At 67.5% G+C, this 16,444-nt stretch carries 17 protein-coding genes; 12 read left to right on the top strand and 5 right to left on the bottom strand.

Features of this window, described 5'->3' with window-relative positions; all coding sequences use genetic code 11:
- The first annotated feature begins 255 nt into the window (after positions 1 to 255).
- A complete protein-coding gene (locus DLJ53_RS17030) occupies positions 256 to 852 on the top strand; it encodes a superoxide dismutase (RefSeq protein WP_111347412.1) in 597 nt (198 codons plus the stop codon).
- A 141-nt stretch (positions 853 to 993) separates the two neighbouring features.
- On the opposite strand, the gene DLJ53_RS17025 is transcribed toward DLJ53_RS17030, so the two are convergent.
- The 4 genes from DLJ53_RS17025 to msrB form a co-directional block, all read right to left on the bottom strand.
- On the bottom strand, positions 994 to 1,278 hold the full coding sequence (locus tag DLJ53_RS17025) for a hypothetical protein (RefSeq protein WP_146619989.1): 285 nt from the start codon (positions 1,276 to 1,278) through the stop codon (positions 994 to 996).
- Positions 1,279 to 1,453: 175 nt separating this feature from the next.
- Positions 1,454 to 1,789, bottom strand: a complete 336-nt coding sequence (locus DLJ53_RS17020; RefSeq protein WP_111347409.1) for a hypothetical protein — start codon at positions 1,787 to 1,789, stop codon at positions 1,454 to 1,456.
- Between the two features lie 52 nt (positions 1,790 to 1,841).
- A complete protein-coding gene (locus DLJ53_RS17015; protein ID WP_111347407.1) occupies positions 1,842 to 3,947 on the bottom strand; it encodes a S9 family peptidase in 2,106 nt (701 codons plus the stop codon).
- The gene (msrB, locus tag DLJ53_RS17010) at positions 3,947 to 4,363 is read right to left on the bottom strand and encodes a peptide-methionine (R)-S-oxide reductase MsrB (protein ID WP_111347405.1); all 417 of its coding nucleotides are present in this window, start codon (positions 4,361 to 4,363) and stop codon (positions 3,947 to 3,949) included. Before msrB ends, DLJ53_RS17015 begins: the two co-directional genes overlap by 1 nt.
- Positions 4,364 to 4,504: 141 nt before the next feature.
- Here msrB and DLJ53_RS17005 point away from each other — a divergent pair, with 141 nt between their 5' ends.
- The 11 genes from DLJ53_RS17005 (at position 4,505) to DLJ53_RS16950 (ending at position 13,743) form a co-directional block, all read left to right on the top strand.
- Positions 4,505 to 6,859: a putative monovalent cation/H+ antiporter subunit A gene (locus DLJ53_RS17005; protein ID WP_111347403.1), complete on the top strand. Its 2,355-nt coding sequence runs from the start codon at positions 4,505 to 4,507 to the stop codon at positions 6,857 to 6,859.
- Positions 6,856 to 7,269, top strand: a complete 414-nt coding sequence (locus DLJ53_RS17000; protein WP_111347402.1) for a Na+/H+ antiporter subunit B — start codon at positions 6,856 to 6,858, stop codon at positions 7,267 to 7,269. The genes DLJ53_RS17005 and DLJ53_RS17000 overlap by 4 nt, the downstream gene beginning before the upstream one ends.
- Positions 7,269 to 7,835, top strand: coding sequence for an NADH-quinone oxidoreductase subunit K (locus tag DLJ53_RS16995; RefSeq protein WP_111347400.1), 567 nt, complete (start codon positions 7,269 to 7,271; stop codon positions 7,833 to 7,835). The genes DLJ53_RS17000 and DLJ53_RS16995 overlap by 1 nt, the downstream gene beginning before the upstream one ends.
- Positions 7,836 to 7,839: 4 nt before the next feature.
- A complete protein-coding gene (locus DLJ53_RS16990; RefSeq protein WP_162409293.1) occupies positions 7,840 to 9,447 on the top strand; it encodes a proton-conducting transporter transmembrane domain-containing protein in 1,608 nt (535 codons plus the stop codon).
- Between the two features lies 1 nt (position 9,448).
- Positions 9,449 to 9,925: a Na+/H+ antiporter subunit E gene (locus tag DLJ53_RS16985; protein WP_111347397.1), complete on the top strand. Its 477-nt coding sequence runs from the start codon at positions 9,449 to 9,451 to the stop codon at positions 9,923 to 9,925.
- Positions 9,922 to 10,242, top strand: a complete 321-nt coding sequence (locus tag DLJ53_RS16980; RefSeq protein WP_111347396.1) for a cation:proton antiporter — start codon at positions 9,922 to 9,924, stop codon at positions 10,240 to 10,242. The genes DLJ53_RS16985 and DLJ53_RS16980 overlap by 4 nt, the downstream gene beginning before the upstream one ends.
- The gene (gene mnhG / locus DLJ53_RS16975; RefSeq protein ID WP_111347394.1) at positions 10,242 to 10,595 is read left to right on the top strand and encodes a monovalent cation/H(+) antiporter subunit G; all 354 of its coding nucleotides are present in this window, start codon (positions 10,242 to 10,244) and stop codon (positions 10,593 to 10,595) included. Before DLJ53_RS16980 ends, mnhG begins: the two co-directional genes overlap by 1 nt.
- A 245-nt stretch (positions 10,596 to 10,840) precedes the next feature.
- A complete protein-coding gene (locus DLJ53_RS16970; protein ID WP_111347392.1) occupies positions 10,841 to 11,284 on the top strand; it encodes a Ros/MucR family transcriptional regulator in 444 nt (147 codons plus the stop codon).
- Positions 11,285 to 12,180: 896 nt separating this feature from the next.
- Positions 12,181 to 12,501 (top strand): helix-turn-helix domain-containing protein, encoded by a 321-nt coding sequence (locus DLJ53_RS16960; RefSeq protein WP_202913202.1) that lies wholly within the window; start codon positions 12,181 to 12,183, stop codon positions 12,499 to 12,501.
- Positions 12,498 to 13,268, top strand: coding sequence for a DUF6456 domain-containing protein (locus tag DLJ53_RS16955; RefSeq protein WP_202913201.1), 771 nt, complete (start codon positions 12,498 to 12,500; stop codon positions 13,266 to 13,268). The genes DLJ53_RS16960 and DLJ53_RS16955 overlap by 4 nt, the downstream gene beginning before the upstream one ends.
- Positions 13,269 to 13,326: 58 nt before the next feature.
- Entirely contained in the window at positions 13,327 to 13,743 is a 417-nt protein-coding gene (locus DLJ53_RS16950; RefSeq protein WP_111347387.1) for a SufE family protein, read from the top strand.
- Positions 13,744 to 13,820: 77 nt separating this feature from the next.
- On the opposite strand, the gene DLJ53_RS16945 is transcribed toward DLJ53_RS16950, so the two are convergent.
- Positions 13,821 to 16,247 (bottom strand): hypothetical protein, encoded by a 2,427-nt coding sequence (locus DLJ53_RS16945; RefSeq protein WP_146619988.1) that lies wholly within the window; start codon positions 16,245 to 16,247, stop codon positions 13,821 to 13,823.
- Between the last annotated feature and the right edge of the window lie 197 nt (positions 16,248 to 16,444).

Genomic DNA, 16,444 nt, shown 5'->3' with positions numbered 1-16,444 from the left:
TAGACCGGTCGCTGAAGGACTGGACCGGCGCGGCGTCCGCCGCATCGGTCCACCCTGGAGGCGACAGGCCGCGATCGACCCCGAGCCGCGTCGCAGGGCGTGACGAACAAAGAGGGGATTGAGCGTCCAGCGGGCGCCTCAAATCTGCGCACAGCGTTGATTGAACGCGCAGTTGGACTACGTGTCGCGTTAAACAACCCGTGACGCCGCTTGCCGGTGCCACGATTGGAAACTCAACCAGCCGGAGGACGAACCTTGGCCTTCACACTTCCCGATCTTCCCTACGCGTACGACGCCCTGGCGCCCTACATGTCCGCCGAGACGCTCGAGTTTCACCACGACAAGCACCATCAGGCGTACGTCACCAACGGGTCCAAGCTCCTCGAAGGCTCGGGTCTCGAGAACGAGTCGCTCGAGGACATCGTGAAGAAGAGCTTCGGCACCAACGCCGGCCTCTTCAACAACGCCGGCCAGCACTACAACCACATCCACTTCTGGAAGTGGATGACGCCGAACGGCGGCAAGGGCACGATGCCCTCCGAGGTGGCCTCCAAGATCGACAGCGATCTGGGCGGCTACGACAAGGCCCGCGCGGACTTCCTCGCCGCCGGTGCCGGCCAGTTCGGTTCGGGCTGGGCCTGGATCGCCGTGAAGGACGGCAAGCTCGAGATCATGAAGACGCCGAACGGCGAGAACCCGCTCGTCCACGGCGCCACGCCGATCCTGGGTGTCGACGTGTGGGAGCACTCCTACTACATCGACTACCGCAACGCGCGGCCGAAGTACCTCGAGGCCTGGTTCGACAGCCTCGTGAACTGGGAATACGTCGCCGAGCTGATGGGCAAGGCGTAATCCTCAGGCGGCCGGGGCGTCGTGCCTCGGCCGCACTGTCCCGTTCGCTCCGCCGACGGCCCCGCGGGGCCGCCCGCCAAGCGAACCGGCGCATCCCGCGGCGCAGCGGGGACCGGCCCGCTCAGGCAGGCGCGGACCGCTCTAGCGGCGGCGTTCGCAGACCGCGAGGAAGATGCGGCCGCCGATCTCGCCCGAGGCGCGGCGCAGCCAGGCCTCGCAGGCCGGTACGGAGTAGAAGCAGGCCTCGATCGAGACGGTGCCGGGCGTGCCGAAGCCGATCAGTCCGGCGAAACGGCCTGTGATCAGGGCGTCCGGCGCGGAGGAGCATGACGGCGTATAGCGCTTGATCTTGCCCGTGACCGAGGACCGCGTCTGTGCCGACGCGGCGGTGGCGCCCATGGCGAGCGCCACTCCGATCAACGCCACCGCACCGCATCGTCTAGCGTTCGGTGTCATCTTCCCATTCTCCCAAACAGCGCGATGAGGCGGGATATGGCCTCACTCACGCACCGCCGGAATACAATCCAAGGGAGAATAGCCTAAACCGTGACAACCATCACGCCGCCCGGCCGGTGGCCACGGCGACGTGATCGTGCGGGCTTCAGAACGCGCGGCGGAAGCCGCCGGTGTCACCGAAGCGCGGGTCGCAGCGGTTGATGATGATGCGGCCGCCGAAGCGGCCGCTGAGCGGCCCCTTCCAGGCGTAGCAGGCCTCGAAGGAGGGGAAGCAGCCGACGAAGGACACCGACTTGTGTGAGTCGAACCCGACCTCGCCGGCGATGCGGCCGATCACCGGCGCGTTCGGGTGGTCGGCGCAGCGGGGCGTCGCGAGGCGCCAGGGCGTGATCCACGTCGCCGCCGTGTCGGCCGCGGCGGGTGTGCTCGCGGTGACGGCGAGGCCGAAGGCGAACACCAGGCAGGCGGTGACACGTTTCATGGACAAGTTCCTTTCGGCCTGGACGAATCGGCTGGTCGCAGAAGTGGGCGCACTACACGCCCCCGACAACCGAAAGCACGAACGCTTGAACCAGCGCGACCTCGTCGAGCCGTTTGAACCGGCCCGAGGCGCCGCCATGCCCGGCCTCCATGTTGGTCTTCAGGAGGATGAGCGGGTCGTTGGTGGCGCTATGCCGCAGACGCGCGACCCACTTGGCCGGCTCCCAGTAGGTCACCCGCGGGTCGGACACGCCGGCCAGAACCAGGATGTCCGGGTAGGCCTGTGCCTTGACGTTATCCACCGGCGAGTAACCGAGGAGGCGCCGGAAGGCGGTCTCGTCGCGGATCGGGTCGCCCCACTCCGGCCACTCGGGCGGGGTGAGGGGCAGCGTGTCGTCGAGCATCGTGGTGAGCACGTCGACGAACGGCACCTCGGCGACGATGGCGCCGAAGCGGTCCGGCGCGCGGTTGGCGATGACGCCCATCAGCATGCCGCCCGCCGAGCCGCCCTGCGCCGCGATTTTGCCCTTCGCGGTGTACCCCTCGGCGATGAGGTGATCGGCGGCGGCGACGAAGTCGGAGAAGGTATTCTCCTTGTGGGTGCGTCGTCCGCGGTCGTACCAGTCGAAACCCTTGTCCATGCCGCCGCGCACGTGGGCGATGGCGTAGACGAAACCGCGGTCGACGAGGCTCAGCGAGTTGGCCGAGAACGACGCGGGGATCGTGATCCCGTAGGAGCCGTACCCGTAGAGGAGGAGCGGCGCGGTCCCGTCGATCGGCGTGTCGGACCGGTGGTAGAGGCTGACGGGGACGAGTTCGCCGTCCGGCGCCGGTGCCATCAGGCGGCGCGTCACGTACTGGGCCGGGTCGTGGCCGGAGGGGATGACCTGCTGCTTGCGCAGGCGCCGCTCGCGGGACGCCATGTCGTAGTCCCACACCTCGGTCGGCGTCGTCATTGACGAATAGGTGAAGCGCAGCGTGCTGGTCTGGAACTCGTAGCCTTCGGAGATGCCGAGGGAATAGGCTTCCTCGTCGAAGGCGATCTGGTGCTCGTCGCCGTCCGCGAGGCGGCGGATGACGATGCGGGGGAGCGCGTTCTCCCGCTCCAGCCAGACGAGGTAGTCCTGGAAGACGATCATGTCGACGATGAGGACGCCCGGACGGTGAGGAACGATGTCCTCCCAGTTCTCGCGGCGGGGATCGTCGAGCGGGGCCCGCACGATGCGGAAGTCCCGCGCGTCGCGGTTGGTGCGGATGAAGAGCTGCTCGTCGATGTGGGCGACGGTGTACTCTTCCTCGACGAGGCGCGGGGCGACGACGACCGGGGCCGACTGCGGGTCGTGCGCGTCGACGAGACGGATCTCGGACGTCTGGTGGTCGTGGCTGTCGATGACGATGAAGCGGCCGGACAGGGTCCGCTCCACGGAGACGAAGAACCCGGGATCCTCCTCCTCGTAGACGATGCGCGGCTCGGCGCCTTCGGCGAGGGCCAGCACCCTGGCCGGGCGGTGGTTGTCGTCCACCTCGATGGCGAGCACCGTGGCGTTGTCGCCGGCGATGGTGACGGACGGGGTCACGCGCTCGTGGAGAACGGTGTCCTTGCCGGTGGCAAGGTCGCGCAGGGCGAGGGTGAAGAGCTCGCCGCCGGAGCGGTCGGACGTCCACGCGAGGAGGGTCTGGGACGGTGAGTGGTCGGCCGAGCCGAGACGGAAGTAGCCGGAATCCGCCGCCTCGCGGTTGGCGTCGAGGAGGACTTCGGTGTCGGTCGGGGGCGAATCGGCCGTCGCCGCGTCCCCGGCCTGTCGGGGCATTCGGATGAGGCGCGGATGCTCGTCACCCTCGGCGTAGGTCATGCCGTAGGCGTACTGGCCGTCGGGCGTCGGGACGGACCAGTCGTCCTCGGCGATCCGGCCCCTCAGCTCCTTCACGAGGCGTTCGCGCAGGGGCTCGACCGGGGCGAGCACGGCCTCGGTATAAGTATTTTCTGCGGTGAGATATCCGTGGATATCCGGTGCGAGGACGGACGGGTCGGCCATGACCTCCCGCCAGTTGTCCGCGCGCAACCACGCGTAGGGGTCTTCGAGCGTCACGCCGTGCTGGGTGACCGTGACGGGACGCCGTTCCGCGGTGGGCGGGGCGGCTGCGCGCTTGTCGAGCATTAGGACTCGTCGGGTTCGAAGTTGAGGGCCGTTCCGTTCATGCAATAGCGAAGGCCCGTCGGTCGAGGCCCATCGGGAAAGACATGGCCGAGATGGGCATCGCACCGGGCGCACCGGTTCTCGGTCCGGCGCATGAACAAAGAGCGATCCTCGTGGTCCTCCACCGCGCCGCCGGACACAGGTTGATAGAAGCTCGGCCACCCGGTTCCGGAGTCGAATTTCGTTTCGGAACGGAACAAAGGCGCTCCGCAGCAAACACACGTATAGGTTCCGGAGCGCTTCTCCGCGTTGAGAGGGCTTGTATAAGCACGCTCTGTTCCGTGGCGGCGGGTGACACGGTATTGCTCAGGGGTCAGCTGACTGCGCCAATCTGCGTCTGATTTTTGGACTTTCGTTGAATCGGTTGGCGTGGACATACTTGTGCTCCATCACGTTCGTCCTGCATATGCGCCGCTCGACGTGTTCTTGTAGTGCCCGAGCGTCGCGTGTGATCTTTACGTGGTCGAATTGGTAGCCCCACCGACGGAGCCTGGTTGTTGACTGTCCCTGCCGACTTGATGCTGTGGCTGGCGCTTGCCCCTTTTGCAGCCGCCGCCCTTGCGCCGCCGCTCGTCCATAAATTGGGCGCAAAAGCCGGCTGGATCCTCGCCGTCGTGCCCGCCGCCCTGTTCCTCGGTTATGCCTCCATGGTCCCGCTCGTGGCCCACGGGGAGACGCTCAGGGCGGGCGTCGACTGGGCCCCGTCCCTCGGGATCCGCTACGCGCAGATGATCGACGGGCTGTCGCTCACCTTCGCGCTGCTGGTGACAGGAATCGGAACCTTCATCGTGATCTACGCCGGCGGCTATCTCGCCGGTCACCATCACCAGGGGCGCTTCCTCGCCTTCATGTTACTTTTCATGGGATCGATGCTGGGGCTTGTGGTCGCAGACGATCTCATCTCGCTGTTCGTCTTCTACGAGCTGACCTCGATCACCTCCTTCCTGCTGATCGGCTTCGACCACACGCGCGAACCCGCGCGCCGCGCGGCCGTGCAGGCGCTGGTGGTGACGGGCGGCGGCGGTCTGGCGCTCCTCGCCGGTCTCGTCCTCATCCGCCTCGTCACCGGCGAGACCTCGGTCTCGGGGCTACTCGCCACGCCCGACGTCCTGCGGGAGGCGCCGGCCTACACCGCGATCTTCGTCCTGGTCTGCCTCGGCGCCTTCACGAAGTCGGCTCAGGTCCCGTTCCACTCCTGGCTGCCCAACGCGATGGAGGCGCCGACCCCGGTGTCGGCGTACCTGCACTCCGCGACCATGGTGAAGGCGGGCGTCTTCGTCCTGATGCGCTTCGCCCCGGTTCTGGGCGACACGGCGCTGTGGGGAACGGTGCTGCCGATCTTCGGCGGGGCGACGTTCCTCACCGGCGTCATCCTCGGCGTACGGCAGACGGACCTGAAGCAGATCCTCGCCTATACGACGGTCGCCTCGCTCGGCCTCCTGGTGATGCTCACCGGGATGGGCAGCGAGCACGCCATCGCCGGCGCGGTCGCCTACCTGATTGCGCACGCGCTCTTCAAGGGCGGCCTCTTCATGGTCGCCGGCTGCATCGACCACGAGACCGGCACGCGGGACATCGACATCCTGGGCGGCCTCGCGGGCAAGATGCCGCTGACCTTCGTCGCCGCGCTCCTCGGCTGCCTCTCCATGGCCGGCCTGCCGCCGCTGATCGGCTTCGTCGCCAAGGAGGTGATGTACGACGGGCTCTGGGAGCTCGGCGGCGTCTCCATCGCGACGATCGTCGCCGTCGCCGGCAACGCGCTGATGTTCTGCATCGCCGGCATGGTGCTGCTGCCGTTCTTCAAGCGCGCGGGCGCGATGCCCAAGAAGCCGCACGAGGGGCCGGCCTCGCTCTGGCTCGGGCCGATGGTCCTGGGCCTGACGGCGCTCGCGGCGGCGCTCGCGCTGGACGGCGCGGTCGAGTACTTCGTCGCGCCGATGACGAGCGCGGTGTCGGGCCATGCGGCGGAGCTTCACCTGCACCTGTGGCCGACCGGGCTCTACCCGCCGGTCATCCTGACCCTGGTCACGATCGGCTCCGGCCTCGTGCTGCTCCTTCTCTACAAGGTGCTGCGCGCCGCGGTGGCCGGCCTGCTGGACGTCATCGGCTGGGGCCCGGACCGGGGCTTCGACCAGCTCCTCGGCGCTCTGGTCCGCTGCGCCTATTCGGTGACGCTACTCATCCAGCCCGGCGTCATGCAGCGCTACGTGACGGCGACGTTCGTGATCCTCGCCGTGGTCCTGCTGGCGCCGCTCCTGATCGACGGTCTGCCGGCCTTCACCTGGCCGACGAACCTCTCCGAGCCGCATTACTTCGTGGTGCTCGGCTCGGCGGTGGCGGGGCTGTGGATCGTGATCATCGCCAAGAAGCGGCTGGTCGCGATCGTCTCCCTCGGCGTGCAGGGCGTGATGGTGGCGCTGATCTTCATGCTCTACGGCGCGCCGGACCTCTCCTTCACCCAGTTCATGGTGGAGACGCTGTCGGTCATCATCCTCGCGCTGGTCATGACACGGCTCGACCTCGAGGCGACGGACCACCGCACGATCGGCCACAAGACGAAGGACGCGGTGATCTCGATCGCCTGCGGTCTCGGCTTCGCCGTCCTGCTCTACGGGGTGGTGCAGCAGCCGCTCGACATGCGCCTGTCCGACTTCTACCTGAAATATGCCTACGACGTCGCCCACGGCCGCAACGTCGTGAACGTCATCCTCGTCGACTTCCGTGCGCTGGATACGCTGGGCGAGATCGCCGTGGTGATGTCGGCGGGTCTGGCCATCCTGGCGCTGCTGCGGCTGGGTCCGCTCGCCAATCGCGAGCCGGCACCGCCGGGAGGGGGCTCCAGACCGTCGAACGCCTCTGAGGTTTCCGCATGAACTCGCTGATTCTGCGCACCATCTCGCCGTTCCTCGCGGCGCTCATGATGCTGTTCTCGGTCTTCGTCCTGTTGCGGGGCCACAACGAGCCGGGCGGCGGGTTCATCGGCGGCCTGATCGCGGCCTCGGCGCTGGCGATCTACGGCATCGGCTCGGGGGTCGACACGGTGCGCCGGGCGATCGTGGTGCATCCGAACGCCATCGCCGGCGCCGGCCTCTTCATGTCGGCGCTGTCCGGTCTCGCCTCGCTGCCGGCGGCACGGCCGATCCTCACCGGCCTCTGGTGGCTCCCCACCATCGACGGGATCGAGATCCCGCTGTCGACCGTCCTGATGTTTGACGTTGGAGTCTACTTTGTTGTCCTCGGTTCGCTCGCCTCGATTGCGCTGACCTTGGAGGAGGGCGACTGATGGAAGCGATCTTCTGCCTCGTCGTCGGGCTGTTCTTCGCGGCCTCGATCTACCTGATGCTGTCCTCGCATCTGGTGCGCATCCTTCTCGGCGTGTCGATCTTCGGCAACGCGGTGAACCTCCTCATCTTCACGGCCGGCCGTCTGGCGGGGCCGGCCCCGCCGGTGCTCGACGCCGCGGACAGCCACACGCCGGTCCACTCGGCCGAGGCGCTCCTCTCCGGCGAGGCGGCGCAGACGGCGGCGTCCGCGGCGACGGCCGCCGGCGACGCCCACGGCGCCGCGACCTCGGCAGCCGCGTCCCTCGACACGATCGCGCCCGCGGCGCACAGCGGCCAGACGGCCGATTCGCTGGCGTCCGCGGCGGGTGCTGCGGTCGATGCGCTGGGCAATACTGCGAACCCGTTGCCGCAGGCGCTCATCCTGACCGCGATCGTGATCTCGTTCTCGATCTTCGCCTTCCTTCTGGTCCTCACCTTCCGCGCCTATCAGGCGATGGAGACCGACAATGTCGACGATATGCGCGTTGCCGAAGGTGAGCCGGTGCGTCCTCCGCTTGGGTACTGACGGTATGCGGCTGATTTGTCTTCTTGTGGCGGGCCTTCTCGCCCCGTCGGTCGCGTTCGCCGCCTCGGCGGATGCACGGGCCGCGGCGATGCTCGCCGGCGATACCTCGGTGACCACGTGGCTCGCGATCCTGCCGATCCTGGTGCCGATGATCGGCTCCGGCCTCTGCCTGATGCTGCGGCACCGGGTGACCTGGCAGGCGCCGATCGCGATGGTGGCGCTGCTGCTGGCGACGCTCTTCGCCCTGCTGCTCAACGGCGTCGTCGCGGCGAACGGGCCGCTGGTGATGTCGGCCGGCAACTGGCTGCCGCCGTTCGGCATCGTTCTGACCGTGGACCGGCTGGGGGCGCTCTTCGTGCTCGCCACCTGTGTCGTGGGGCTCGCGGGCTTCTTCTATGCCCGCCGCGACATCGACGAGGAGCGGACCGCGTTCGGCTTCTACACGTTCTACTGCCTGCTGATCGCGGGCGTCTGCGGCACGTTCTCGACCGGGGATATCTTCAACCTCTACGTCTGGTTCGAGGTCTTCCTCGTGTCGTCGTTCGGCCTGCTCATCCTCGGCGGCGAGCGGATCCAGCTTGACGGCGCGGTGAAGTACGGCGTCCTCAACCTCATCGCGACGACGATCTTCCTGATCGCGGTCGGCGTCCTCTACGGCTTCACCGGCACGCTCAACATGGCGGACATCCGCGGCGTGATCGCGGCGATGGATTCCGGCCCGCTCGCCACGGTGGCGGCGCTCTTCGTCATGGCGTTCGCCATGAAGGCGGCGGCGTTCCCGCTCCACTTCTGGCTTCCGGCCTCGTACCACACGCCGCGGATCGTCGTGGCGGCGGTCTTCGCCGGTCTCCTCACCAAGGTGGGCATCTACTCGCTGCTGCGCGTGATGATCATGATCTTCGGCGAGAAGGGCGCGGTCTACCTGCCGATTCTCGGCTGGATGGGCGTGGCGACGGCCATCCTGGGCGGTCTCGGCGCGCTGGCGCAGACGAACCTGAGGCGGATGGCGGCATTCCTGGTCGTCTCCGGCATCGGCGTGATGCTGATCGGCTTCGGCCTCGGCACCGCGGCGGGCCTCACCGGCGCCGTCGTCTATGCGATCCACTCGATCCTGGCGATGACGGGCATCTTCCTCGCCGTCGGCGCGGCGGAGCGTCTCGGCGGGGGGCTGACGATCGCGGGCGCCAACATCTATGCCCGCTCCGGCCTCATTGCCGGTCTCTTCCTGGTGTTTGCTTTCGCAGCGGCCGGTCTGCCGCCGTTCTCAGGCTTCTGGCCGAAGCTTATGCTGGTGCAGGCCTCGCTCGAAACGGCCGGGGCGCTCGGAATCGCCGGGGTCATCGGCATCATACTGTCGGGCTTCCTGACGACGATCACGGCCGGCAAGGCCTGGGCGCTCACGTTCCTGAAGCCGACCGACGACGGCGAGATCGAGGGACCGTCGCTCCAGCCGGGGACCCGCTCGGCGCGGGCGGGAATTCTGATCCTCGCCGCGCTGGTGGTGCTTCTCGGCATCGTGCCGCAACTGGTGATCGAGCCGGCGCGCGAGGGCGTCGCGGGCCTCCTCGATCCGAGCGCCTACGTGACGCGGGTTCTGGTGGAGACGCACTGAGATGGCCACGATCCTGATCAACATGCTGCTCGCGGCCGCCTGGGCCGCGATGACGGGCCACTTCGGGTTCCTGAACCTCCTCTTCGGGTTCGTCATCGGTGGACTGGCGCTGGCGATGATCCGGGAGGAGGCGGGGTCCGTCTCGCACTTCCGTCAGGCCGCCATGATCATACAACTGGCGCTGATCTTCGTTTACGAGCTGATCAAGTCGTCGGTGAACGTGGCGACGATCGTGCTATCACCTTCTCGTGAATTGCAGCCCGCGATCATCGCATTTCCGCTCGATGTGAAGACACCGGCAGAGATTACGATGCTGGCCAACATGATCACGCTGACGCCGGGAACGTTGTCGGTCGACGTCTCGGACGATCGATCCACCTTGTACATTCATGCCATTGACGCGCCGGATCCCGAGGCCGTTGTCCGGGACACCAAGGCGAGCTTTGAACGGCGCATCCAGAGGGTCTTCGCATCATGAGTGGTACGGCATTTCTGCAGATCTGTTACATCCTCACGTTTGCGATGTTGTCGGCGTCGTTCATTCTGATTATTTGCAGGATCGTGATCGGACCGAGTCTGCCCGACCGTGTTCTGGCGCTCGATCTCCTGGTGAATGCTGCGGTGGGATTTATCGTCGCGTTCGGCATCCGCACCGGGTTCTCGATTTACGTTGATATCGCGATCGCGCTGGGCCTGGTGGGCTTCCTGTCCACGGTGGCGCTGGCGCGTTTCATCCACCGCCGCGGCGACATTTCGGTCGAGCGGACGGTGGCGACGACGGACGGAGAGGCATGATGGCGACGCTGACGCCCTATATCACGGGCATTCTGTGCGTGATCGGCTCGTTCTTCATCATGGTGGCGGCGATCGGACTGGTGCGCCTAGACGATCTCTACATGCGCATGCATGCGGCCAGTAAGGCGGGGACGGTCGGGGTCGGCGGACTGCTGGCGGGCCTCGCCATTTTCTTTGGCGAAGCGGATGTCGCGCTTCGGGCATTGGCGGGTTTTGTATTCTTTTTGTTAACTGCCCCGGTTTCTGCTCATTTGTTGGCGAAGGCTGCTTACACGGTGGGGTACAAGCCCTCGCCGCTGACCAAGCATGATGCATTGTCGGAGCGGGAAGGGCGCGAATATCACCCAACCTGAAGCGGTAGCCCCCGGAGGGAACCAACCGAGGACTAAAGCAAGGTCCACCAATTCTGCGGGGATCCTTGTCTTGCAAGTCGGGTTTCAGTTCACTTCGGGTATACACGCAATGAATTTTGGAAATCTTGGTCGGGTGATCTTGCAGCCCGGTTTCATGTGGAATAAATATCACGGCGTCAAACGCAGTCGCCGTCCCTCTATCCAGTCTGACGGTCTAGACGCTCCTTTACACGAACGAGTGACAAATGTCAGAACCGGTCCAAGACTCGAATCTTATCGATCTGGCGGCAGAGATTGTATCCGCATACGTGAGCAATAATTCCGTTGCCTCACACGACCTTCCGAACCTTATCGGCGATGTCTACGCCGCGCTGCAGAAGACCAATGGCGGCGAGCCTGAGCCCGAGCCGGAGCCTCTGAAGCCTGCCGTTCCCGTGAAGAAATCGATCACGCCCGACTATCTGGTGTGTCTCGAGGACGGGAAGAAATTCAAATCGCTGAAGCGTCACCTGCGCACGCACTACAACTTGTCCCCGGAAGAATACCGCGAGCGTTGGAATCTTCCGGCCGACTATCCGATGGTTGCGCCGAACTATGCCGCCGCCCGCTCCGAGCTGGCCAAGCGCATGGGTCTCGGCCAGCAGCGCAAGAAGCCCGCGCCGCGCGGTCGCAAGTCCGCCGCGTCGTAAGACCGATCCTGCGGCGCAGCGGTGGGGGGACGGAGACGTCCTCGCCGCTGTGACCCAGCGTCGCAATCCGCACTAGCGCGGTACCGGACTGACGCCCGCCACGATCGGGCCGAATCACCCCGCGAGGGCCGCAGCGTCGATCGCTGCGCCACGAAGGGGCCCAGGCCCGGAGCGAGGGCGCTCCGCCAGACATCGGTATCGACATCTAAAACGGCCCGCGCTGCACCCGCAGCGCGGGCCGTTTTCTTATGGGGAGCCGCCTTCACACGGGGTCGAGGCTGAGCCGTGGGGCAGGCGCCGCCCGCCTTGTCCCCGGGAGGGGGGCGGGGCGCGCCGTCAGGGCTTCCCCTTCGGCGCGGCGCACGTCCCGGAGCAGGGCGAGGTGCCGGGACAGGTTATAGGTCCAGTGTCCGCTGCGCCCGCGGGCACGCTCTCTCCGTAGCTCCCGACGCAGCCAGGACAGCGCCCGGTCCGTCCCGAATTGCGCCTCTGCGGAGGAGGTCGCCTCCGCCGCGCCATGCAGGGTCTTGTCGCGGTTCGGATCTTGCCGCTCCGGACCGTGCGGCGCGTCTCCCAAGTTCCGCATTGCAATTCCTCGTTGTAGTAAGGAATGCGCAGATTATGGGTCAAAAAGGCGGCGGGGATAGGACGGGCGCCATCCGGAGCCCGCGTGGCAGGCGCAGTTAAGCTCAAAACCCCAAAGTCATTTCTCGGTCGCTTCATGTTATCCCCGCATTCTTGTCCAACTTTAGATTGCGTTGACGGCAGGGCAGCAGTCCGCCTTCGAGGGGAAAGGCGAAAGGCCGAAGCGAATGCAAACACACGAGTTGGCGGTTATCGAGACCCAACCTTTGGGGTACAGGCGCAGATCCATAGATCGGCGGACGGTCCGTAGTATGATCGAAGTCACCGTCGCCGCCGCGCTGAATTTGCCGGTTGATGAACTGGGTGCAAAGACGCGGCGGACAGCACCGGTCGCCTTCGCACGACAGATCTCCATGTACTGCGCGCACGTCACCTTCGGCTGGTCGCTGACGGAGGCGGGCGCGGTATTCTGCCGCGACCGCACAACCGCAGCGCACGCATGCCGTGTTGTCGAAGACAGGCGGGACTGCCCGCACATCGACGCGATCGTGTCCACGGTCGAGGAGCAGCTTCATTCGTGGCTGACCGCCATGGAATTCTGCCGCAAGACCGTGGAGGCGAACCTCGAATGAACGCGACGAGCATTCTGCGTCGCCTCGGCCGGCAGTATGTGGCCTTGCAGGCGGACGGCGGACTTCGGCTATCCTCGCCGGACGGTGCGGTGACCGAGGTCGGCGCGGGCGAGGTGGATCGGCTCCTGTCGGACGACCTGATCGCCGTCGAGCGGGGGCGGGTCCGCCGCACGCCCGCCGGGGACATGTTCCTGCGGCGCGCGCTCGCTGCGGTCCCGGACGACAGGTTCGCCGCACAGCATCGCGAGATCGTCACCGACGCCGTCGCCGGCCGCGAGACGCCGCTGGCGCGCAACGCCGCGGAAAGCCCGCTGGCCTGGCTCGCGACGCGGCGGGACCGGAGCGGACAGCCGATGATCTCGCGCACCCAGCTCGACGCCGGGCAGCGCCTCTCGGCCGACCATGAGCGGGGGATGCAGCGCGATCGTGTGACGCAGTCCTGGGACGTGTCGGGCGTGCGGGGCGAGAGCCCGCAGGACCGCCTCACCGTGGGCGAGGCCGCACAGGACGCGCGGCGCCGCGTGCGCAATGCGCTCGACGCGGTGGGGCCGGAACTATCCTCGGTCCTCTACGCGGTATGCTGCGAGGAGCGGGGGCTCGAGACGGTGGAGAAGCAGCACGGCTGGCCCCAGCGGTGCGGCAAGGTGATCCTGCGGCTCGCGCTCGACCGGCTGGCGCAGCATTATGGGATGGCTCCGTCCGTCTCCGGCGCGGCGCGGGCCGGCCTCGTTCACTGGGGAAGTGCCGATTATCGGCCCACGGCTTGAACTTTGGTCCTGACATTCGCGGCGCTTGGTACCATGTTGCCCACATCGGAGGGCCGTTATGACGAACGCAGACGACATCGCAGAGGCTTTCGAGCTGATCGACGACTGGGAGGAACGCTACCGGTACGTCATCGAGCTCGGCCGCGAGTTGCCCGAGTTCCCGGACGCGCTGAAGACGAACACCACGAAGGTCGAGGGCTGCGTCTCGCAGGTGTGGCTGGTGACCCGCCTCGACGACGGCACGCTGACCCTGATGGGCGACAGCGACGCGATGATCGTCCGCGGACTGGTCGCGATCCTGATCGCGTTCTACAGCGGGCGCCGCGTCGCGGACATCCCGACCCTCGACGTCGAGGGGTTCCTGCGCCGGCTGCAGCTGGCCGAGCACCTGACGCCGCAGCGCTCCAACGGACTGAACTCGATGGTGAAGCGCATCCGCAGCGATGCCGTGCGCCTCGCCGCGGAAGCCGCCTGACCTTCACCCCGAACGGGCAGACCGCGCCGGAATGACCGGCCCGGCCGCGATGGCGGTGCGGCCGGACGGAGCCGGCGTCAGCGCATCCCCGGGGCGGACGGGGCGAGCGGCGCGGGGTTGACCGACAACGCCTGCAGCTCGATCGGGGCGGCGCGAAGCTGGGCGACGAGGTCCGCCACGGCGCCCCCGGCGAATGCCTCGAGAACGGCCTCGTCCGTCGGCAGGACGAGATGGTGGGGCGCCTGCGCTGCGAGATCCACCGCGTTTCCGGACCCTTCCGTGGAGATGATCGCGCAGCCGGCGGCGAGCGCCGCGTGGGCCGCCCGCGACACGGGGACCGGCCAGCTCGGCGCGACGAGCACGACGTCGATCGCCTCGTTCATCATCGCCTCCGCGATCGATTCCGCCGACGCCTGCGTCTCCACCGGAATGTAGGAGATGAAGTGCGGCAGGTCGGGCCGCGGCATGAACGTCACGAACGTGTGGTTGCCGTCGAAGGCGTGGCGGCGGGCGATCTCCTGGAACAAAGGCCAGGCGCAATCGTCCAGCGGGTCCGCGGCGAACGCCACGCGGATCGGCCCCGAGGCGGCGTTCCGCACCGCGCCGTCGGCAGCGGGCCCCACGCTGAGCTGCGGGGCGACGACGATGAGCTGCGGGTCGGCGACCGGCAGGCGCCTGGCGTTGCGCTTGGCCGCCAGCGAGGGCGCGAGGTAGGTGAACTTCGTCTCGGACAGGAACGCGCCGACGCGGCGGGTCTGTTCCGGCCGCCCCTTGTCGAACCGGCAGCTATGGGCCGGTTCGCCGGTGATCGGGTTGCTGGTGCGGCCGTCCGGGTTGAGGAGGCGCCGGCAGGGGCAGGCGAGCCAATAGTCGTGCAGCCACATCATCCGCCGGCCGCCGGAGAGGCCCGCGTACGCCGCGAGCCGCTCCGGATGATGCCCGGCGAGGCCGTGGAACACCATGTCGACCACCATCGTGTAGCGTACGGCCATCAGCGCCTCGATGACCGACGACGTCTTGGCGGAGCCGATCAGCGTGCCGCCCAGCAGGAGGCGCAGCACCGGGTCCTCGGCGCGGGCGGCGAAACCGGGCCGCGGCGCCTCGGGATGGAGGTTGAGGTAGGGCAGGCGGATGCCCGCCACCGTCGCCGCCTCCGAGGCCAGCGCAACACCCGCGCTGCCGGTCGCGTCCGCCGGGTCGACATCGCTCACCGACACCAGGAGCGTGCCGTCGACGCCGACCGACTCGATGATCCGCCGGGTGATGATCGCCGGTGTCAGGAGGGTGGGCGACTGCGTGTAGACGGGGAGCGGGGGTAGGCTGTCAGGCCGGGCGCTGGTCGCCTCCCAGCGGCGGAAGGGCTGGCGGATCGTCCGCCCCTCGTCGCGCCCGGAGGTGATGTAGTGGACGAACGGGTTCAGCTCCGCCGCGGCGACGTCCTCGTTCAGTTCGAGGTAGCCGCGGGTGGAGAACCAGGGCGCCGGGTCGCGCCCCTCCTGCCAGCCGTGGCGCAGGTAGTGGTCGATCGGGTCGATGTCCCCGCCGATGTCGCGGTTGATGCCCTGGTAGAAGGCGGCGTCGAAGGCTTCGACGATCGCCTCGTGCGCCTCGCCGAGCGCCTTGACGTCGGCGAAGACGGTCTTGAAGGTCCGCCGCCCCTCGTTGCGGCCGACGGAGAGGAAGTGGGAGAACGGCTCGATGGCGGCTTCCGCGACGTCGGTGTTGTCCTTGATGTAGCGGCTGCTGGAGAACCAGGGGGCGGGGTCGCGCCCTTCCTTCCAGCCGTTGCGCAGGTAGTGCAGCGCGGCGTCCGAACTCTCCGGCACGTCCGGGTTCTGCTCGCGGTAGAAGGCGACGTCGAATTCCGGCTCGATGAGCTTGTAGCGCGTCTCCTCGTCCATCTGCGCCAGCTCGAGCGCGCGCGCCCTGGCCCGCTCCTTGACGAGCTCGTCGTTCAGGAAGTGGACGAACGGGTTGACCCCCGCGGCGGCGACGTCGGGCCGCTGGGCGAGGTAGGTCGCGACGGAGAAGGTCGGCGACGGGTCCCGCCGTTCGCGCCAGCCTTCATGCAGGAAGTGCTCGACCGGATCGAGGCCGAGGCTTGCCACGTCCTTGTTGCGCGACAGGTAGAACTCGGTGTCGAAGTGGCGGTCGATGAGGGCGCGCAGCTCGCGCGACGGCGCCGACGTATTGCGCCCGGGGCGGCCCTCGTCCCGGCCGTGGCGCAGGTAGTGGACGTAGGGGTTGGCGCCGGACGTCGCGACGTCCGGGTTCATCTCCATGTAATCGTTCACGGAAAAGTCGGGCGCGGGGTCGCGCCCCTCCCTCCAGCCGTGACTCATGAAATGGCGCAGGGGATCGGCGCCGGTGGCGGCAACGTCGGGATTGTTGGCGAGGTAGTACTCGGCATCGAACGCGGTCGCCACCAGATCCCGATCGGCCGCGTCGCGCGAGCCCTTCGAGGACCCGCGGCGCGAGAACGGCAAAAAACGGGCAGGCTTCATCCGATGGGCTCCATACGGGTCGTCGCGCAGATCGTGCTGCGGTCGTTGAGGCTGTCGCCCCGGGGGCGACGTGCGGCAGGGCCAGCGATGCGGCGCACCGGTCCTGGTCCCGCTTTGCCGGGATACTTGGCGTAGCCCATGGGCCTCGCGCAAGCGAAACTTGACCGGCGGCAAGGGGCTTGGTTCGACCCGCCGAA

It is taken from the genome of Acuticoccus sediminis (genome assembly GCF_003258595.1).
Lineage (GTDB): Bacteria > Pseudomonadota > Alphaproteobacteria > Rhizobiales > Amorphaceae > Acuticoccus > Acuticoccus sediminis.
This window is presented reverse-complemented; position numbering and strand designations above follow the sequence as displayed.